This window comes from Streptomyces sp. NBC_01439 (genome assembly GCF_036227605.1).
Taxonomy (GTDB): domain Bacteria; phylum Actinomycetota; class Actinomycetes; order Streptomycetales; family Streptomycetaceae; genus Streptomyces.
The window spans coordinates 3,857,969-3,876,619 of record NZ_CP109487.1 but is presented as its reverse complement, the minus strand read 5'-3'; the positions used below and the strand labels follow the sequence as shown (position 1 = coordinate 3,876,619).

Annotated in this window: 20 protein-coding genes; 7 read left to right on the top strand and 13 right to left on the bottom strand. The window is 72.4% G+C overall.

Annotation, left to right across the window (positions count from 1 at the left end; translation table 11 throughout):
- Positions 1–47: 47 nt before the first annotated feature.
- The 4 genes from OG207_RS16910 to OG207_RS16895 are packed head-to-tail and all read right to left on the bottom strand — an operon-like array spanning position 48 to position 4,540.
- Positions 48–659 (bottom strand): hypothetical protein, encoded by a 612-nt coding sequence (locus OG207_RS16910; RefSeq protein ID WP_329099366.1) that lies wholly within the window; start codon positions 657–659, stop codon positions 48–50.
- Positions 646–2,265 (bottom strand): substrate-binding and vWA domain-containing protein, encoded by a 1,620-nt coding sequence (locus tag OG207_RS16905; RefSeq protein WP_329099365.1) that lies wholly within the window; start codon positions 2,263–2,265, stop codon positions 646–648. Before OG207_RS16905 ends, OG207_RS16910 begins: the two co-directional genes overlap by 14 nt.
- Positions 2,262–3,449 (bottom strand): toxic anion resistance protein, encoded by a 1,188-nt coding sequence (locus OG207_RS16900; RefSeq protein WP_329099364.1) that lies wholly within the window; start codon positions 3,447–3,449, stop codon positions 2,262–2,264. The genes OG207_RS16905 and OG207_RS16900 overlap by 4 nt, the downstream gene beginning before the upstream one ends.
- Positions 3,446–4,540, bottom strand: coding sequence for a hypothetical protein (locus tag OG207_RS16895; protein WP_329099363.1), 1,095 nt, complete (start codon positions 4,538–4,540; stop codon positions 3,446–3,448). The genes OG207_RS16900 and OG207_RS16895 overlap by 4 nt, the downstream gene beginning before the upstream one ends.
- A 143-nt stretch (positions 4,541–4,683) precedes the next feature.
- Between OG207_RS16895 and OG207_RS16890 the strand changes: the two genes are divergently transcribed.
- Complete coding sequence (locus OG207_RS16890) at positions 4,684–5,106, top strand: hypothetical protein (RefSeq protein WP_329099362.1); 423 nt, start codon at positions 4,684–4,686, stop codon at positions 5,104–5,106.
- A gap of 45 nt (positions 5,107–5,151) precedes the next feature.
- On the opposite strand, the gene OG207_RS16885 is transcribed toward OG207_RS16890, so the two are convergent.
- From OG207_RS16885 to OG207_RS16875, 3 genes are all read right to left on the bottom strand, one after another.
- Positions 5,152–5,802, bottom strand: coding sequence for an RDD family protein (locus OG207_RS16885; protein ID WP_329099361.1), 651 nt, complete (start codon positions 5,800–5,802; stop codon positions 5,152–5,154).
- Positions 5,803–6,012: 210 nt separating this feature from the next.
- Positions 6,013–6,408: an SCO4983 family protein gene (locus OG207_RS16880; RefSeq protein WP_329099360.1), complete on the bottom strand. Its 396-nt coding sequence runs from the start codon at positions 6,406–6,408 to the stop codon at positions 6,013–6,015.
- 123 nt (positions 6,409–6,531) lie between these two features.
- Positions 6,532–7,743, bottom strand: coding sequence for a pyridoxal phosphate-dependent aminotransferase (locus tag OG207_RS16875; protein WP_329099359.1), 1,212 nt, complete (start codon positions 7,741–7,743; stop codon positions 6,532–6,534).
- A gap of 301 nt (positions 7,744–8,044) precedes the next feature.
- Here OG207_RS16875 and OG207_RS16870 point away from each other — a divergent pair, with 301 nt between their 5' ends.
- The 3 genes from OG207_RS16870 (at position 8,045) to OG207_RS16860 (ending at position 10,018) form a co-directional block, all read left to right on the top strand.
- On the top strand, positions 8,045–8,200 hold the full coding sequence (locus tag OG207_RS16870; RefSeq protein WP_329099358.1) for a hypothetical protein: 156 nt from the start codon (positions 8,045–8,047) through the stop codon (positions 8,198–8,200).
- A 13-nt stretch (positions 8,201–8,213) separates the two neighbouring features.
- A complete protein-coding gene (locus OG207_RS16865; protein WP_329099357.1) occupies positions 8,214–8,447 on the top strand; it encodes a hypothetical protein in 234 nt (77 codons plus the stop codon).
- A 1,094-nt stretch (positions 8,448–9,541) separates the two neighbouring features.
- Entirely contained in the window at positions 9,542–10,018 is a 477-nt protein-coding gene (locus OG207_RS16860; protein ID WP_329099356.1) for a macro domain-containing protein, read from the top strand.
- Positions 10,019–10,029: 11 nt separating this feature from the next.
- Here the strand turns inward: OG207_RS16860 and OG207_RS16855 are convergent, their stop codons facing one another.
- Positions 10,030–10,389, bottom strand: coding sequence for a hypothetical protein (locus tag OG207_RS16855; protein WP_329099355.1), 360 nt, complete (start codon positions 10,387–10,389; stop codon positions 10,030–10,032).
- 188 nt (positions 10,390–10,577) lie between these two features.
- Here OG207_RS16855 and OG207_RS16850 point away from each other — a divergent pair, with 188 nt between their 5' ends.
- On the top strand, positions 10,578–11,129 hold the full coding sequence (locus tag OG207_RS16850; protein ID WP_329099354.1) for a GNAT family N-acetyltransferase: 552 nt from the start codon (positions 10,578–10,580) through the stop codon (positions 11,127–11,129).
- An 18-nt stretch (positions 11,130–11,147) separates the two neighbouring features.
- Here the strand turns inward: OG207_RS16850 and OG207_RS16845 are convergent, their stop codons facing one another.
- Positions 11,148–11,600: a nitroreductase/quinone reductase family protein gene (locus tag OG207_RS16845; protein WP_329099353.1), complete on the bottom strand. Its 453-nt coding sequence runs from the start codon at positions 11,598–11,600 to the stop codon at positions 11,148–11,150.
- A gap of 106 nt (positions 11,601–11,706) precedes the next feature.
- On the opposite strand from OG207_RS16845, the gene OG207_RS16840 reads away from it, so the two are divergent.
- Entirely contained in the window at positions 11,707–12,648 is a 942-nt protein-coding gene (locus OG207_RS16840; RefSeq protein ID WP_329099352.1) for a LysR family transcriptional regulator, read from the top strand.
- A gap of 136 nt (positions 12,649–12,784) precedes the next feature.
- Here the strand turns inward: OG207_RS16840 and OG207_RS16835 are convergent, their stop codons facing one another.
- The gene (locus OG207_RS16835) at positions 12,785–12,970 is read right to left on the bottom strand and encodes a hypothetical protein (protein ID WP_033218332.1); all 186 of its coding nucleotides are present in this window, start codon (positions 12,968–12,970) and stop codon (positions 12,785–12,787) included.
- A 189-nt stretch (positions 12,971–13,159) separates the two neighbouring features.
- Here OG207_RS16835 and OG207_RS16830 point away from each other — a divergent pair, with 189 nt between their 5' ends.
- A complete protein-coding gene (locus OG207_RS16830; protein WP_329099351.1) occupies positions 13,160–14,509 on the top strand; it encodes a carbohydrate-binding protein in 1,350 nt (449 codons plus the stop codon).
- Between the two features lie 81 nt (positions 14,510–14,590).
- On the opposite strand, the gene OG207_RS16825 is transcribed toward OG207_RS16830, so the two are convergent.
- From OG207_RS16825 to OG207_RS16815, 3 genes are read right to left on the bottom strand one after another with little or no spacing between them, the layout of a single operon-like run.
- The gene (locus tag OG207_RS16825; RefSeq protein ID WP_329099350.1) at positions 14,591–15,607 is read right to left on the bottom strand and encodes a YdcF family protein; all 1,017 of its coding nucleotides are present in this window, start codon (positions 15,605–15,607) and stop codon (positions 14,591–14,593) included.
- 23 nt (positions 15,608–15,630) lie between these two features.
- Positions 15,631–17,214, bottom strand: coding sequence for an N-acyl-D-amino-acid deacylase family protein (locus OG207_RS16820; RefSeq protein WP_329099349.1), 1,584 nt, complete (start codon positions 17,212–17,214; stop codon positions 15,631–15,633).
- Between the two features lie 10 nt (positions 17,215–17,224).
- Positions 17,225–18,517 carry an amino acid deaminase gene (locus OG207_RS16815; protein WP_329099348.1) on the bottom strand — a complete coding sequence of 431 codons (1,293 nt, stop codon included), beginning with the start codon at positions 18,515–18,517 and terminating at the stop codon, positions 17,225–17,227.
- Positions 18,518–18,651 lie beyond the last annotated feature (134 nt).

The window sequence follows — 18,651 nt, the reverse complement described above, 5'->3', positions numbered from 1 at the left end:
GTGGGAGCCCCCGACCAAGCGGCGCCCACCGCAGCACATGACCGACCTCAAGAGCGTCCGCGCTCCTCCAGGTAGGCCGTGTGCGTCTGTTGACGGCGGGCCTCCACCTCGTGGAGGCCCGCCGTTACGCGTTGCGCCTCCTCGCGCAGGAGCCCCAGCTGCCGCTCCAGGTGCTGCTCCGGCGACTCCCCGCCCGGTGCCATCCGGCTCCACCAGCGGGTCCGGTTGTACGCGTCCACGCTCTCCGGCACGTCCTGCCGGACCGCCCGGGACACCGCGTGCACCGCCTCCGGCTCGCCGGCCAGCACATCGGCCACCCACCCAGGCTCCAGCAGCGCCCCGTACAGCTCCAGCAGTTCGGCGAGCGTCTCCTTCGCCCCCGGGGGCAGCTCCACCCCGTCGACGTACACCCGCAGCCGCCCGAGGTCCTCGCCCAGGACGCCGAGCTCCTCACGGGGGTCGAAGGGCGGCGGCGCCGTCCGCTCCGGCGGGGCGATCAGCGCGCCCGCCCCGTACAGCCCCGCGACCACCACCGGCCAGTACGCACCGGCCGCCCCGGCGAGGGTGAGGGCCACGCCGGCCAGGCCGCAGGCGGAGCCGGCCAGGTTCTTCTTCGACTCCAGGTACGTCAGGACCCCGGTCGCCCTACTGGTAGCCACGGATCTCCTCGAAGGCTCCGGCCAGCGAACCGGTTCCGCCGGTGGCGTCGAAGAGCCGGCCGCCGGTCAGTTCGGTGATGTGGGTGAGCTCCTTGCGGTCCGAGTCGCCGAACAGCACCGCGAAGACCGGCGTCCGCTTCTGCGCCTCGGGCAGCGCCGCGTAGAAGGAATCGAAGTGCCCGGCCCCGACGCCCTCCGTGTTCTCGCCGTCCGTCATCAGCACGATCGAGGTGAAGGCGTCCGCGGGACCCTTGCCCAGCTGCTGGTACGCCGCCTCCAGGCTCCCGTAGATCGCCGTACCCCCGTCCGGCTCGAGCGACTTCACGTCGCGGCGGATCGCGTCCAGGGCCGGCCCCGGATTGCCCGGCTCCACCACGTGCGTGTTCACCTTCTTCACCTTCGACCCGAAGGGCAGCAGCGTCACCTCCTCGCGGTCCCGGAACCGCTGCCCGGTGCCCGAACTCCCCGAGCCCGTGAGATCGGTCAGCGCCGACTTCAGCCGCCCGATCCGGTCCTCCTCGCTCATCGAACCCGAGGTGTCCAGCACGTACACCGTCCGCGAGGGCCGGCGCAGCTCGTTCTCGTAACCAGCCAGCAGCCCGTCGGCGACGACCCGCGATCCGGGGAACGGCAGTTCGCGCCGCTTCTCCTGGTCCAGCCCGGCGGCCGGGGTCACCCCGGGCGCGACCGGGCGGCGGAAGGTCCGCTCGGTGATCGCCCGCTGCGCCTCCGGGCCCCGCAGATGGTCCGTGAGCGCCCGCCCCGCATCACGGGCCCCGGCCGGGGCCGAGGTCAGCAGCGTCAGCGGATAGTGGGCGGTGACCACACCGTCGCGCGGCCGGACCACCGTCAGGGGAGCTGCGGCGCCCTTCGCGTCCCGGTTCATGGACAGCAGCACCGACTCGTAGTTCACGAGCGCGTCCACGTCCCCGCGCTTGCCGTACGCGGTGACGAGCCAGCCCGAGGAGCCCGAGGTCAGCTTCTGCCCGGCGAAGAACTCCTTCAGCCGGGGCGTGGCCGCCTTCACGTCCGCGTCGCTCAGCGCCGCCTGTGCGCCCGACAGCCCCGAGGCCACCGAGACCAGCGCGGAGAAACCGGAGTTGGAGCGCACCGGGTCGGTCATCCCGTACGTCAGCTTCCCGGCGGCGACGGCCTCGTGCACCGCCGGCCAGGTGACCTCCCCGGGCTTCCAGCCCAGCCGGGCCAGCGCCTCCGGCTTCACACCGAGGGCGACGGGCGAGGACATCACCGGGGTCTCGCTGGAGAGCTTCCCGGCGGCCTCCGGCCGCAGCCGCAGGTAGTCGTTGGAGGACAGCCAGATCGCGTCGTACTTGCCGTCGGCCTGCCCGGAGGCGACCTGCTCGGCGGCGTCCAGCGTCCCGGACCAGGTCAGCTTCACCGTGACCCCGGTCGCCTTCCGGGCCTGCTCCAGCACCGGCTCCATATCCGCCAGTTCACTGGAGGCCAGCACGCGCAGCGTGCCCTCCTTGTAGGCCGTCTCCGCCGGCTCGGCCGCACCCCCGGAGGTGCAGGCAGCCGCCGCCGTGAGCGCGGCGAGGGCGAGGACGAGCGCAAAGCCCGTCCGGACCCGCTCGGCCGCGCTCACCGGGCACCGCCCTCGAGCGCACCGGCGGTCCGCGTCCGCGCGAGGTACGCCGACGCACCGTGCAGCTCGCCGGCCAGCGCCTCCACCGTCGCCGCCATGTTCTGCGTCGCCTGCACCTTGAACGTGTCGATCGCGTCCAGCGTCTTGTAGATCTGCGCGAACGCGGTGCGCAGCGTCTCCGCGCCCACCGCCGGATCGGCCGCGATCCGCTGGATCTCGCCGCTCTGCGTGGACAACATCTCCGCGTTGCCCCGGATCAGCTCCTCGGTGGTCCCCTTCAGGGCGTTGACCTGCTCGATCACCGTGCGCTGGTGGTCGAGGGCCGAGGCCAGCATCACGGCGATCCGCAGCGCGGACACGGTGGTGGTGGCGGCCCGGTCCACGCCCTTGATCAGCTCGTCGTTGCTGCGCCGGACCACGTCCATCGCCAGGTAGCCCTGCGCGCAGACGGCCAGCTGGGTCAGCAGGTCCTGGTGCTTCTGCCGGACCGGGAAGAGCACGTCCGCGCGCATCGCGTCGGCCGCACCCGGATCGGTGTGCTCCGCCTCGGCGGCCCGCTGCTCGACGGCGCCGTCCAGGGCCTCGGTCAAGGACGCGTACTCCTGGAGCTTGCCCATCGTCTCCCACAGGCGAGAGCGCTCGGTGTGCAGGGCCGCGTTGTCGCGGCGCAGTTCGTCCTGACCGCTGCGGAGCGAGCCCACGATCTTGTTGAGGGTGGCCTGCGAGGAGGCGTACTTCGCCACGTGGTCACGGAACTTGTTGCCGCCCGGCAGCTTCGCGAGCAGCTTGCGGGCGCCCTTGGCGGGCGTGTCCCGCGGGTCGAGGTCCTCGACCGTGCGCCGCAGCTCGACGAGGGAGCCGGCGACCCGGGCCTGGGCGTCACCGCCACCGTCCCGGTCCAACGAACGCACCGCCCGCTCCAGCATCCGGTTGGACTGCTGGGCGGCGCTGCGGATGTCGGCCTGGCCCAGGGCGGCTATCTCGCCGATGCGTTGGGCGAACTCGGGGGAGCGGGTGTCGATCGCGGCGAGCGAGTCGACGTACTCCCCGGCCCGGCGGGCCATCTCCTCGCGAACGCCTTCCGGCAGCGGGACCAGCCCGGCAGCCTGCTCCTTGCGTACGGGGGCGACGGGCTCCGGAGGGCTCAGGTGGAAGGACGTGTCCTCGGGCGGTGTCAGTGTCATGGCGTGTCCCCCTGGCCCTTGGCGCGCTGGGCCAGCGCCATCAGGATCTTGACGGTGGGCGTGCCGACCTGGCGGATGCCGGTCAGCCCCGTGTTGAGGTAGGCGGTGTGCGGAGCCGTCGCGGCGGCGAACTCGGCCACGCCCTCCTGCGGGCGGAACCCGCGGAGCACGGCCATCTCGCGCAGCTTCGGATCGGTGGCGAGGAGCGTGCCCAGCTCCCGCGCCCGCTCGGTCAGCGGCACGAAGGTGTGCGCCGAGTTGACGGTGGTGTCCGGGTAGAGCACGACCATGTCGCCCGGATCCTGCTTCTGCATCAGCAGCGAGGCCACCTGCGACTCGTACACCAGGATCAGCGGTTCGCCGCTGCCGCTGATGAAGGCCCGGAAGGGGTCGTCGGTGCTGGGTTCCAGCGCGCCCTGGACGGAGATCAGCTTGCGCATGAGCGGTGCGGTGCGGGCGATGCCGGCGTCGTCGGCGACCACGGTGTTGCCGTTCGCCACGTTGGACGTGGCGGCGAGGAAGAGGGCGCCGGAGTTGGAGGAGGACGGGTCGGTGGTCTTGATGAACACCGTGCCGGTCAGCTCGGCGTGGGCCGCGGAGCCGGGCAGCTGCTGCCAGGTGCGGTCCTCGCCGGAGGCCTTGAGGAAGGGGCCCATGAGCAGGGTGCCGGAGTTCTTGCCGGTCATCTTGGCGAGGCCGTTGGCGGCCAGCACCTCGGCCGCGCCCGAGCGGGCGATGACGACGAGGGGGGAGAAGAACGGCTTGGTCTCCTGGGCCCCCTTGAGCCCGGCGGCGGCCGCGACCTCCTTGGCGGGTTCACTGCTGCTGGGGAAGGCGAAGTCGAAGTCCTTGAGGGCGAGTTGGTCCATTGCCCAGGAGCCCGAGGTCTCCGTCTTGACGGTGTAGCCCTTGGCGGCAAGGGCCTTGACGACGTCGGGGTCGCGGAAGAATTCGGACTTCTCCGAGCCGATGACGCCACGCACGGTCTTCGTTGCCGTGGTTTCTGGGTGATCCTGCCCCTGGAACGCGACGACGTAGAGCACGCCGCCGATCAGGAGGAGGCCCAGGACGATTCCTAGGATGCGTCTCACGGGTGCAGCGTGCTCGCGGAAACCCACATTCCGCGCCAACTTGAATGAACGTCAGGTGTCCAGGCGGTCCCACTTCGAAATGCTGTGTGGGCCCTCGGGTGCTGGTGGGCGGGGCGGCGGCCCGGGAGGATCGGGGCATGGGCGTGAGCACGTTGAAATGGCAGGGTTGGCTGGTCGGCCTGGTGACGGTGGCCGGGCTGCTGGTGTTCGCCCCGCTGGGTCTGTACGTGTGGGCGAGCGGCGGCGATCCGCCGCAGCCGCCGCCGCGGGCGGCGGTGGAGGACGTACGGGTCACCGGGTGCCGGATCGATCCGGCCAGCCGCCGGGTGGTGGCCGCGGTGGAGGCGACCGGGCGGGCCGAGGGCCTCGGCGCGTACGTCGTCACGGTGGAGTTCCGCGACCGCGCCGAAGCGGATCCGCAGGGGCGGGCCGCGCAGGCGCTGGTGAAGATCCCGGGCGTGGCACCGGGGGCGACCGAGTACGGGGAGGCGGTCGGCCCGGTGTGGCCGGTGGCGACGGTGCCCTGGTGCGGGGTCGCCGGCGCGGAGTTCGCGCGGGCGGCCTGAAGGGCGTGGTGCAGTCAGCCGCCACCGGTCCTCACCGTGGGGCGATCAGCCGTTCTGGTTCACCTTGATGACGACGGTGCTGCACACCTTGTCGGCGAAGGTCTGCTTCTTCTCGTCCCACAGCGGCCAGAAGTAGCCGAGGTAGCAGGCGGCACTGTCGAGGATGTGCGCCAGCTTGCGGACGAGCGCCATGCCGAAGCCGAGGGTGGCCCCGTCGGCCTCGCGGTGCAGGCTGATGCCGACGATCTTCTTGCCGATCGTCTGGCCGGTGGTGCCTTCCCGGTACACCTGGAAGATGCCCATGCCGATGAGGTACAGCACGCCGATCAGGCCGAGGATGCCGGCGATCGCCTCGGTCGTCTCGTCGCTGGCGATGGCCGCGCCGATACCGATCAGGGCGTACATCGGGCCCACGATGATCAGTCCGTCGAGCAGGGTCGCACCCAGGCGCAAGCCCCAGTGGGCCAGCGGCGGCATCCCCGAGCCGGGCATGCCCGGCATCCCCGGCATGCCCGGCGGCGGGTAGGCGCCGTACGGCGGCGGGGCCTGCTGCGGGTAGCCGTACTGCGGGGCGGCGCCCTGCGGCGGCTGCTGCGGGTAGCCGTACTGCGGGGGCACGCCCTGCGGGGCCTGCTGACCGGGCTGACCCTGCGGGGGCTGCTGGCCGTAGGGGTTGTTGGGGTCGCCGAAGCTCATGCGCGAACCTCTCCAGAATGCTCGAACGGGGACGAAGCGGAGTGGAGGAGATGGAGCATGTGGAGCGGCCTCCCCCGGGCAACCGCGATCTTTCAGCCCTCATCGTGTTCGGAGCACCGGATTCTGTCCAATTTCCGCCCCTGCCGCAGGCCCTCGCGCAGGGAACGTGGCACCCGGTCCGGAGCCTCCGCGGCCCCGGACCGGGGCCGTCTAGAGGGCGCCGGCCAGGTCCGGGGACTTCAGGGCGGCGGCGTGCGCTTCCATGCGCTCGGCGGCGAGGATCGCGACGGTGGTGTCGGCGCGGGACGCGGCGACGAGGAGCGCGCGGGCGGCGAGGTCGTGGGCGCGGTGGTGCAGCGCGGCGATGTCCTCGGTGGAGTGGCGCGGCGCGCGGGCGGGTTGGGCGCCGCCGCGCAGTCGGGCGACCTGGGCGGCGATCTCGGTGGCGGCCTCGTCGAGCCCGAGCTCGTCGGTGACGGCGAGCAGGGCCGCGAGGTGGCCTGCGAGCTGGATGTCCAGTGCTTCGCCGCGGCTGCTGTGCGGGTAGTCGGCCGGGGCGGTGCCCATGCGGTGGACGACCGGCTTCGTGCGGATCGGCTCGTACATGAGGTGGCCTCCTGCGTGGTCAGGAAGCCATCCTACATTGGATCGGTTCTAAAGTTGAGCCAAATCCTGTTGCCGGGAGGTGCGTCTCGCCGGCTGGACCGCGGCGAGACGCACCGTGCGCCGCTACAGCTGGCTGTAGCCGTCGAGGAAGTTCCCGATCCGGGTCGCGGCGTCGGCCAGGTCCTTGGCGTTCGGCAGGGTCACGATCCGGAAGTGGTCGGGCTCGGGCCAGTTGAAGCCCGTGCCGTGCACCACCATGATCTTCTCGGCCCGCAGCAGGTCCAGGACCATCTGCCGGTCGTCCTTGATCTTGTAGACGGACGGGTCCAGACGCGGGAAGGCGTACAGCGCGCCCTTCGGCTTCACGCAGGTGACGCCGGGGATCTGGGTGAGCAGGTCGTACGCGACGTTGCGCTGTTCCAGGATCCGCCCGCCGGGCAGGACCAGGTCCTCGATCGACTGCCGGCCGCCGAGCGCGGTGGCCACGGCGTGCTGCGAGGGCATGTTCGCGCACAGGCGCATGTTGGCCAGGACCGTGAGGCCCTCGATGTAGCAGGCGGCGTGCTTCTTGGGGCCGCAGACCGCCATCCAGCCGGCCCGGTAGCCGGCGACGCGGTAGTTCTTCGAGAGCCCGTTGAAGGTCAGCGTCAGCAGGTCCGGGGCGATGGCGGCGGTGTTGTGGTGCACGGCGCCGTCGTAGAGGATCCGGTCGTAGATCTCGTCCGAGCAGACGACCAGGTTGTGGCGGCGCGCGATGTCCGTGAGCCCGCGCAGCATCTCTTCGTCGTAGACGGCACCGGTCGGGTTGTTCGGGTTGATGATGACGATCGCCTTGGTGCGATCGGTGACCTTGCGCTCGATGTCGGCGAGGTCGGGCATCCAGTCGGCCTGCTCGTCGCAGCGGTAGTGCACGGCCGTGCCGCCGGCGAGGGACACGGAGGCGGTCCACAGCGGGTAGTCCGGTGCGGGGACCAGGACCTCGTCGCCGTCGTCGAGCAGCGCCTGCATGGACATCTGGATCAGCTCGGAGACGCCGTTGCCGAGGTAGATGTCCTCGACGTCCAGGTCGATGCCCTTGGTCTGGTAGTGCTGCATGACCGCGCGGCGCGCGGAGAGCAGCCCCTTCGCGTCGCCGTAACCGTGGGCGGTGCCCAGGTTGCGGAGCATGTCCTCAAGGATCTCCGGAGGGCACTCGAAGCCGAAGGCCGCGGGGTTGCCCGTGTTGAGCTTGAGGATGCGATGACCTGCTGCTTCGAGCCGCATCGCCTCTTCGAGCACGGGGCCGCGGATCTCGTAACAGACATTGGCGAGTTTGGTTGACTGGATCACCTGCATGACGGGAGCTTACGGGCCCGGGTGCGGGCTTGACGCGTGTTTTCGAAGAGAAGCCCGAAGGGCGGTTTGCCCCGTTTCGGGTAATGGGTGGGTGGGGGAGTGGTCCCTCCTTGGAATCCGGGGTCGCGCCGGCGTTCCGACCTGCGGAATGAGTGGGGTGCGGGCGCGGGTGAGCGCATGGTGTTGCGCTCGTCACCCCAGGTGGCCGGGTAGATCGGAAGCGGTCGGGTAGGCCGCATGAGTACCCCGGATGAGTACGCACACTCATGTGGGTGTCGGTGCCGCGGTGGAGGCTGGGTGCATGAACCAGGACCAGGGCGCGTGGAAGCCGGCGGACCGCCGCCGATGCACCGAACGGGTCAGCGCGGTGGTCGTCGCCGCGGCGGGCGACCTCATGGCGGCAGGAGCGATCTTCATCGTTTTCCTCCTGCTGGGGTACGTGTACAGCGGCAATTGAGGAGCGCGGGACAGTGGTTTTCGTAGTCGGTGACATGGAGATCGCCACGGTCGGTACGGACGGCGACGACCGAGCGATCGAGTTCTCGGTCAGGCCGGAGGGGGTTCTCGAAGAGGCCCGCTTCGCGATCTTCCGCGAACACGACCAGGACTGGGAGTCGGCCCGCCTCGCCGTCGACCCCCACTCGGGCAGCGTCCCGCTGGCGGCGGTGGAATGGGCGGTGGAGTTCGCCCGCGAGTACCTCTGAGCGGGTGAGGGCTTCGGTGGCGGGGAGTCGGATGGGCGGGGTCGGGTGGGGAACGTGCCGCGGGGGCTTCGGGGTGAGCGGGAGCCGCCTGGCCGGTATCAGGGATGGGTATGGGGGCTTCCCGGCAGTCTTTCGTCCCTCCGGGTCGGGCCGGTCCCTCAAGGGCGCTCCTCCTTCGTCGTCGCGTCGCTTCGCGATGGCCTGCGGCCACCCTTGACCGACCGTCCCGCCCCGGAGAAACGAAAGACTGCCGGGAACCCCCCAAAGGAACGGGCCGGGCGATCCTTTCCAGGGACGGGGCGATCAGAGATGCGCGACCAGGTCGGGCGAGAAGGGGCACGGCCCGGAGGCGGGGCCCATCGAGACCAGGGCCCGTGTCGGGGGAGCGCGTCCAATCGCTACGCGCTCCCCATCCCTCAGCGTCCGACGGCCGTCCCGGGCTGGACGTAGGCCGCCCACGACCCGTAGGTGCTTGTGATGGGAGGCGTCTGACGGCTGACTGGGGTGGAGAAGCGTGAGACAGCGGCTATTTCGGCGTGGATGCGGGTCAGGGCACGTGGGTGGGCAGAAGGGCCGACAGCTTGCCCAGTTACCCCTCTTTGGGTGCGGGCCTGTGGGGTGATGCTCGAGTTGACCCGGCTTCATGACGCAGTGGCCGAGCTGCCGGCCGTTCGCCCCCTCTCAGCGGCTCTCAGCGGCTCTCATCGGCGTCGGCCGGACGCTGATCGCGGTCAGGGAGAAGCGCGTAGCGATCTGGGGCGGCCTGTGCCCAGCCCAGGGCGGTCGTCGGACGCTGAGGGATGGGGAGCACGTAGCGATCGGATGCGCTTCCCGCCGACTCGGGCGCTGGTCTGTGATGGGCCCCGTCTCTCGGTCGTGGCGGCCAAGATCTCCTCGCGGCTCTCTGATCGCCCCGTCCCCGAAAAGGAACTCCCGACCCGGAGGGACGATGGGACTGACGGGAAACCCCCGTACGCATCCCTGATGCCGCCCGAGTGGATCCCGACTACCGAAGCCCCCGCCACACCCTTCCGACCCCGCCCCTCGCACACCCACCCCTCCCCCTGTCGGTGGTGGCGCATACCGTTCGAAGTATGAAGCCGATCAGGATCATTGCCGGGGACGCGACGAGTCCCCAGGCCAAGGGGCCCAAGGTCATCGCGCACGTCTGCAACGACCTCGGGGGGTGGGGGAAGGGCTTCGTGCTGGCCGTTTCGAAGCGGTGGGCTGAGCCCGAGGCCGCGTACCGGGCGTGGCACCGGGGGCGCAGCGGAAATGACTTCGGGCTGGGCGCCGTGCAAGTGGTGCAGGTGAAGCCCGATACATGGGTGGCCAACATGGTCGGCCAGCGCGGCATACGGACCGGGAGCGGGGGGCCGCCCATTCGGTACGACGCGGTGGAGCGGTGTCTTGCCGCGCTCGCCGATCGCGCCGTCGAGCTCGGGGCGAGCGTCCACATGCCGCGCATCGGGTGCGGGCTCGCGGGCGGCACGTGGACGCGCATCGAGCCGCTGATCACCGGGACGTTGTGCGCGCGCGACGTGGAAGTGACCGTGTACGACCACGGGTGAGTCGCGCGTCCTCAGTGGCCGGCGGCCGGTGAGTGGCGGACCGGCCATGCCGGCTTCGGGAGGCTGGGCGTGCGGCGCCTGCCGGCTTCGAAGGCGAGCCAGACGGCTCCTGAGGCGACCGTCGTGAGGAACGGCGGCGCCCAGGCGGTCAGCTGCCAGACGGCCGCGACGTCCAGGGTGCTCGCCAGCGCCGCAGCCGGAGCGGCGGCGAGGGCCAGCAGCAGGGTGATCCTGGCCCAGAGCGGCAGCTTGCGGCTGACCGCGGCGGTCGCGAGGCCCAGGCCCGCGCTCGCCGTGAGGATCACGGCCAGGCCCACGAGGGCGAGCACGAGGGCGATGGTCAGGGCGAGGATGATCAGGATCAGGCCCATGTGGTGCCCACGTCCGGTCTCGTGGCAACCTCGCGACGCAGACGGATCCGCATTCCCGCTGCTCGGCAGGTTCACCGGAAGCAATACTGTCAGAGGTATTGAACGTGTTCAACACTGTCCCCGGTGTCACCCTCGGGCCCCGGTGTCGGCAGCGCGGTCCGGCCGCGGGGGCGTGGCACGATCGTGGGATGGAGTACCGGTACGCCGCTGAGGCCGATGCGCCCGCCATGGCTGAGCTCTTCGCCGCCAACCACCACGACGCGCTGACCGAAGGGCAGCGGGCGGAGCAGGGTTTCGTCCAGGGTCGCTTCGACGTCGGCGTGCTGCGGGCGATGGCCGGTGCGCGGGAGTTGCTGGTCGCGGACGACGGGGGCCGGATCGTCGGGCTGCTCGCGCTGTCGGCGCCCGCGACCCTGGTCGACCCGTCGCCGCCGGTCGCGGGTCTGCTCGAGGCCCAGGAGGCCCTGGAGTGGCAGGGGCGCCCGCTGGCCGAGGCGCGATGGCTGCTCTACGGGCCGGTCGTGGTCGCCGCCCCCCACCGGGGGCGCGGCGTGGCCCGGGCGCTGTTCACCATGGCCCTGGCGGCGGCCTCGGAGCGCGCCGAAGCCGTGGTCGCCTTCATCGAGGCCGGGAACGTGCCGTCCTGGAAGGTGCACGTCGACGGCTTCGGCATGGTCCCGCTGGGCGACTTCGTCGCGGGCGGGCGCACGTACACCGCGGTCGCCGCGCCGACGTTCTGACCCTTGCGGGCGGGGCGCTCAGCCCGCGCGGTCCAGGATCACCAGCGGGATCTCGCGGGGTCGGGCCGCGGCGCGGTCGTCCTCGAACGGGGGCCACAGGGCCGTCATCATTTCCCAGTACACCTCGCGTTCCTGGGGCGTGGCGGTGCGCGCCCGGGCCGTGAAGGCGGCGGCGCCGACCTGGAGGCGGACCTCCGGGTGGGCGGTGAGGTTCAGGTACCAGCGGGGGTGGTCCGGGGCGCCGTCGGCGGAGGCCAGGACGATGTGCCGGCCGGCGTCCTCGCCGTAGATCAGCGGGGTGCGGACGGCGTGGCCGGTGGCGCGGTCGAGCGTGGTCAGCAGGAGGGTGCGGACTCCGTGCCAGAGGTGCCCGTCGGCTCCCGCGGTACTCACGTAGGCGCGGACGTGGTCGAGCCGTGGGCCGGGTCGCGGGTCGGTGGGGTGGTCCCAGTCGACGTCGAGTGCGTGCATTTTCCTGTCCTTAGGGTCGTGTCCTCCTCGCGGCTAACGAGCATTAACGATTCTGGATGCGCCCGACCCGTAGCGCACGGCCACAGGTCTGGACCAAGCTCGTCGTATGGATCTGGAGCTGAGGCACCTCAAGATCGTCCGGGCCGTCGCCGACGCCGGGAGCCTGACGCGGGCCGCCACCGCGCTCGGCCTCGCGCAACCCGCGCTCAGTACCCAGCTCAAGCGCATCGAGCGGGCGCTGGGCGGCACGCTGTTCCTGCGGGGGCGCGACGGCGTACGGGCCACCGCCCTCGGTGAGCTGGTGCTGGAGCGGGCCAGGGTGCTGCTGCCCGCCGTGTGCGAGCTACAGGAGGACGCCCAGCGGTTCGCCCGCCAGGAGGCGCACGGCTACCGGCTCGGCGGCACGCACGGACCGCTGCTCGGCGGGCTCGTGGACCGGCTCGCGCACGAGGAGCCGGGCGTGCCGGTGACGACGTACACCTCCTGGTCGGAGAAGGAGGTCGCGGCCGGCGTCGCCGACGGCCGGCTGGACTTCGCGATGGTCGGGGTCTGCGGGGAGAGCGCGCCGCCCGAGCCGGGGCGCCTCGCATGGATGGAGGTGGCGCGCGATCCCGTCTACGTGATGCTGGCCGAGGACCACCCGCTGGCCCTGGCACGGGCCCCGCGTGCCGAGATCGAGCTGGCCGAGCTGGCCGCCGAGGCGTGGACGGACGTCCCCGGCGACGGGTGTTTCGGCGACTGCTTCGCCGCGGCCTGCGTGCGGGCCGGCTTTGCGCCCGCCTGCGTCTACGAGACCGACACCGCCTCCTGCGTGCACCTGGTGCAGGTGGGACGGGCGGTCGGACTGTGCCGGGCCACGTTCCCGGTGACCCCGGGGGTGGTCACGCGGCCCCTCGCCGGGACCCCGCTGATCTGGCGGCACCTGCTGGGCTGGCATCCTGCCGCGCGGGTCGCTGCGCGGGCCGCCGATGTGCTGGGGCACGTGCGGGCCGCGCATGCGGAGGCGTTGGCCAGGTCGGCCGGAGCCGGCGCCTTGCCGGCGGCTTAGCCGGGCACCGGGCGGGCGCGGCGCCGTTGCGGGGGCGCTGCCCCCGGGCCCCCGCGCCTCAATCGCCGGCGGGGCTGGAGGACGCCCCCAGCGGAGCCGGGGGCGGTTGCGGCAGCGCTCGGGCGCCGTGCCGTGGCTACGGCAGGTAGCGCTCGATGACCTGCGGGCCCTCCTTCTCCATGAGCTTCCGGGCCTTCTCGACCCGCTCCGGAGTCGGGTCGTGGCCGGTCACCATCACGAGGTCCTCGGGGTCGTACGGCCGTTCCCCGCCCGTGAAGAGCCGGTCCGACCGCGTGGGCTGCTCGTCGGGTTCACTGACCATCGCGTACCTCCTACGGTTTACCCCTGGCCCCATCCTCCGACCGCCGCCCCATGAACGCACCTCGACCGCGCGCGGGCCGTCGTACGGCCCGGGCATAACACCGGGGCAGGGGCCAACTGGCAGCTCCCACGCAATGGTTCGGATTTCTACGGTTTCCGCAGACCCCACCGGAAACCGAGGAGATCCCCCATGCTCAAGCGACACGCCCGCGCGGCGTGTACCGCCCTGGCCGCCGCCGGGTTGCTGCTGGCCGGGACCGGCGGCGCCATCGCCGATCCCACCCCCGCGGCGCCCTCCGCGGCGGCCGCCCTGCGCACCGCCGACGCCCCGCCCGAACTGCTCGCCGCGATGCAGCGCGACCTCGGCCTGACCCCCACGCAGGCCAAGGCCCGACTCGTCCACGAGGCCGAGGCGGGGGCCACCGCCGCCCGGCTGCGCGACCGGCTCGGCGCCGCCTTCGCCGGGGCCTGGGTGGACGGGGCCGACGCGGGCACCCTCACCGTGGCCACCACCCGGGCCTCCGACACCGCCGCGATACGAGCCACGGGCGCGCGGGCGAAGCTGGTCGCCCGGACCCTGGCCGACCTGGACGCCGACCGGGCCGCCCTGGACCTGGCTGCCGGCCCCGCGACCCCGGTCCGCTACGTCGACCCGCGCTCCAACACCCTCGTCGTCGAGGAGACCGAGGCGGGGGCGGCGGCCGCGCTGCTGGCCGCCACCGGAACCGACGCGGCCGCCGTCACGGTGGTCCGTACGGCCGTGGCCCCGCGCCCGCTGCACGACCTGCGCGGCGGGGACGCGTACTACATGAACGGCAGCGGCCGCTGTTCCGTCGGCTTCCCCGTCACCAAGGGGTCCGTGAACGGTTTCGCCACCGCCGGGCACTGCGGGCGCGCCGGAACCACCACCAGCGGCTTCAACCAGGTGGCCCAGGGCTCCTTCCAGGCCTCGGTCTTCCCCGGCAACGACATGGCCTGGGTGGCCGCGAACGCCCAGTGGACCGCGACCCCCTACGTGAAGGGCAGTGGCGGCGCGAACGTCCAGGTCACCGGCTCGGTGCTACAGCCGGTCGGGGCCTCGGTGTGCCGTTCCGGATCGACCACCGGATGGCACTGCGGCACGATCCAGCAGCACGGCACCAGCGTCACCTACCCCGAGGGCACCATCTCCGGGGTGACCCGTACGACGGTCTGCGCCGAGCCGGGCGACTCGGGCGGCTCCTACATTTCCGGGAGCCAGGCCCAGGGCGTCACCTCGGGCGGCTCCGGCAACTGCTCCAGCGGCGGGACCACCTTCTTCCAGCCGCTGAACCCGATCCTGTCCGCGTACGGGCTGACCCTCAAGGTCAGCGGCAGCGACCCCGGCCCGGGCCCCGGCCCCGGCGACCCCGAACCGGGCGGCAGCTGGAAGGCGGGCACCGTCTACGCGGCCGGCGCCACCGTCACCCACGGCGGCTCGACCTACCGCTGCCTCCAGGGGCACCAGGCCCAGCCGGGCTGGGAGCCGCCGAACGTCCCGGCGCTCTGGCAGCGGGTCTGACCGACGCCCGCGAGGCCCGGAACCGGTGCCGTGACTGCCAAGGGGGGAGTCACGGCACCACCGCGTGCGCGCGGGGGCGGGTCAGACGAGGACCGCCGCCAGCGTGCCGAGCGCGCCGAGGACGGTGAGCAGGGCGCAGATCGACAGGTTCACGACCCGGTGCTCCCAGAAGACCGCGACGAACTCGCGGATGGTGGCGCTCGGCCAGTAGTACTTCGCGGTGGGCGAGCCCAGCACCTGCCCGTTGACACCGGTCTTGCGGGCCAGCATCGCCGCCCGGAACGCGTGGAAGTTGTTGGTGACCACCACGCACCGGTAGGCCGGGTCGTGCGCCGTCATGACGTCCCGGCTGAAGAGCATGTTCTCCTCGGTCGTGGTGGAGCGGTCCTCCAGTACGACGTGCTGCTCGGGCACGCCCTGCGCGATCAGCCAGTCCGCCATCGCCCGGGCCTCGGAGACCTTCTCGTCCGATCCCTTGCCGCCCGAGACCAGGAGGAACGGCGGCCGGCCGCTCCGGGCCAGCTGGGCCTCGTAGATCTGCTGCCCCTTGCGCAGGCGGGAGGCCAGTAGCGGTGGCACGCGGTCGCCGCCGACCAGGCCCGATCCCAGCATGACCACGTGGTCGACGTCGCCGCGCACCTTGATCCGGCCGTAGAGGAAGGCGTAGCCGAGGAAGCAGAAGAAGACGAAGGAGACGTAGCCGGCGACCACGGTGACCGTTCCGGCGATGCCCCCGAGGAGGGGCGAGCCGACCACGCCGACGAGGACCAGTAGCGCGATCAGACCGAAGATCGTGAGGCCCGCGAGCATCGACAGCAGGTTGGCCGGCCGGAAGCCCTCCTTGCGGATCATGACCATGCCGTTGCGGACGAGGAAGACGCCCAAGCCCAGCGCGGCGAACACGGGTGAGGCGAAGGCGAGCACGAGGACCGTGACGGCCGCCCAGGTGGGCAGTTTGACGACCTGGACGAACAGTGCGGAGAACGCGCTGAGGAAAGTCAGCCCCAGGAGCACGGCGTTGCTGAAACGGCGCCGGTCCCGCCGGACGCTGATGCAGAAGGCGAGGAAGAGCACGGCGGCAAGCGCGAAGGCGACCATGCCGCCCATCGTAGATGTCTGATTTACCGAAGATCGCGGCCGGTTCGGCGTACCGCCCGCCCGGCCAGCACGTCCGTCCGGCGCCCGTCGCGCATCACGAAACGCCCGTCGATCAGGACGTGCTGGATCCCGGTCGGCAGCACGCGCGGCCGCTCGTACGTGGACCCGGCCGCGACCGTGTCCGGGTCGAAGAGGACGAGGTCGGCGCGGTACCCCACGCGGACCAGGCCCCGGTCGGGCAGCCGCAGGCGCGCCGCGGGCCGGCCGGACAGGTGCGCGACGCACTCCTCCAGGGAGAGCAGGCCGAGTTCGCGGACGTAGCGGCCGAGGTAGTGCGGGAAGGTGCCGTACGCCCGCGGGTGCGGTTTCGCGCCCTGGAGGATGCCGTCGGAGCCGCCGGTGTGGACCCGGTGACGCATGATCGCCCGGACGTTCTCCTCGTGGCCGACGTGCTGGAGGACCGTCGGCGCGAGCCGGTCGCCGAGCAGGAGGGCACGGGCGGTCTCCCAACCGTCCAGGCGCCTGCCCACGTACGGGCCGTATGCGGGGTCGGCGGTGCCGGAGACCTCGACCGTCGACCAGTCGACGGGGACCCCGTGGCAGCCGTCGGAGCCCTCGACCTCCAGCGCACGGCGGATCCGCTCGGCCTGGGTGTCGTCGCGCAGCCGGGCCAGGACCGCCTCCGGGCCGCCCTCGTTCGCCCAACTGGGCAGGAGCGCGACCAGGGTGGTGCAGCCCGGGGTGTACGGGTAGCTGTCGAGGGTGATGTCGGCGCCCCCGTCCAGGGCCGCGTCGAGCAGGGCGAGCAGCTCGCCGGCCCGGCCCCGGTTCTCCCCGAAGTTCATGGTGGCGTGCGCGAGGTGCAGGGCGCAGCCGGCGTCCCGGGCGAGCGAGACCATCTCGGCGTAGGCGGCCAGCGCATCGCGGCCGTAACTGCGGTGGTGCGGGCAGTAGTAGCCGCCGTAGCGGGCCACGACCCGGCACAGCGCCGTCAGTTCGGCCCCGGTGGCGTACATGCCGGGGGTGTAGGTGAGGCCGGAGGACAGGCCGACGGCGCCCTGGGCGAGGCCTTCGGCGACGAGCTGGCGCATCCGGTCCAGCTCGGCCGCGGTCGCCGGCCGGTCGTCCCAGCCGAGGGCGTACGCACGGACCGTGCCCTGGGGAACCAGGTAGGCGGCGTTGACGGCCACGCCACGCCCGCCGTGGGCCCGGTCCAGCCGGTCGAGATACCCCCCGACCGTGCGCCAGTCGAAGTCGACGTCGTCGCCGGATCCGTTCCAGCCGGCGACGGCGGCCCGCACCTCGCCGAGGGTGCGGTCGTCGACGGGCGCGTACGACAGGCCGTCCTGGCCGAGGACTTCGAGCGTCACGCCCTGGGCGGCCTTCGCGCTGTGGTCCGGGTCGCGCAGCAGCGCCAGGTCGCTGTGGGCGTGCATGTCGACGAAGCCCGGGGCGAGGGCGAGACCGCGGGCGTCGAGGGTCCGGCGCCCGCCGCCCGGAAGCCTGCCGATCTCGGCGATCCGGCCCTCGTGGACGCCGACGTCGGCGGTGTACGAGGGCCCGCCCGTGCCGTCGACGACGCGGGCCCCCCGGATGACCAGGTCCACCGGCCGGAGCCTAGAAGAAGGTGCGGACGTAGTCGGTGACGGCGCCGTCGGCCTGCACGACCGGGATCAGCGGCCACTTCTCGAAGATGGTGCAGGGGTGGGCCATGCCGAGGGAGACCCAGTCGCCGACCTCCAGCGGGGTGGCGTCGGCGTCCGTCTCGACCCAGGCGTGCTGGTCGGACAGCTTGGTCACCCGGATTCCGGTCGCGGCGCGCTCGACGCCGTCGCGGGCGCTGCGCACGGCGAGCACTTCGGGCAGGCCGAGGTCGTAGGCGATGTCCCGCTTGCCGGCGTTGACGAAGGCCTGGCCGGGCGTGGGGCGGGAGACCACCTGGGTCCACAGCCGGAAGGCGGGGAGCAGGCCGCCCTCCTCGGGAACGCGGTTGAAGGGGGTCAAGCCCGAGTACCAGCCGTGGTCGTGGGAGACGTACGCACCGGAGCGCAGCAGCGGAAGGACGGGCAGCGACAGCTCCGGGACCTCGGCGAAGACCTCGGCGACGGCGTCGAACCATTCGCTGCCGCCGGCGCTGACGATGACCTCGTCCAGGCCGGTGCCGGTGAACAGGCCCTGCTTGTCGAGATCGGCGGCGAGCGCGGTGAGACGGCGCAGCCAGGCGCGGACGCTGTCGGCGTCGGCGCCGGGCATGGTGGCCTCGTAGCCGGCCACACCTGCCAGGCGCAGGGCGGGGGACGCGGCGACGGCCTCGGCGACGGCCTGGCATTCGGCGTCGGTACGGAGCCCCGTGCGCCCCTCGGCGCCGGCGCCGAGTTCGAGGACGACGTCGAGGGTGGCGCCGTGGCCGTGGAGGGCGGCGTCCATCAGCTCGACCCCGCGGACGGAGTCGACGTAGCAGACGAACCGGAAGTCGGGGTCGGCGGCGAGCTCGTCGGCGACCCATCGGAGGGCGGGAGCATCGACCAGCTCGTTGGCCAGGAAGATCGTCCGGATGCCGAAGGCGCGGCAGACGCGGGCCTGGTGGGGCATGGCGACGGTGATGCCCCACGCGCCGTGCTCCAGCTGGCGGCGGAAGAGCTGCGGGGCCATGGGGGTCTTGCCGTGCGGGGCGAAGGCCAGGTCGTGACGGGCGGCGTAGGTGCCGAGCGCGGCGAGGTTGTGCTCCAGCGCGTCCGCGTCGAGGGTCAGGACGGGGGTGGTGAAGCCGCCGGTGTACAGGTCGCGGCGCTCGGCGGCGAGCCGGCCGACGGTGAGGCCGTGCGCCTCGGCGTCCGGGGGGAGGCCCTTGAACCGGTGGTCGACCGGCTCGTCGGCGAGGTCCTTGACGGGGTCGCTGTCGCTGGCCATGCGGGGTGCCTCCCGGGGGTTGCGTGTGATGCAACGGTCGTTGCGTATACCGCTGCACGCTGTCTAACATCCCGGGTGACGACGGGTCAACGTGCGGAGCCCCGGGGCCGGCGGAGCCGGTCTTGCAGTGACCG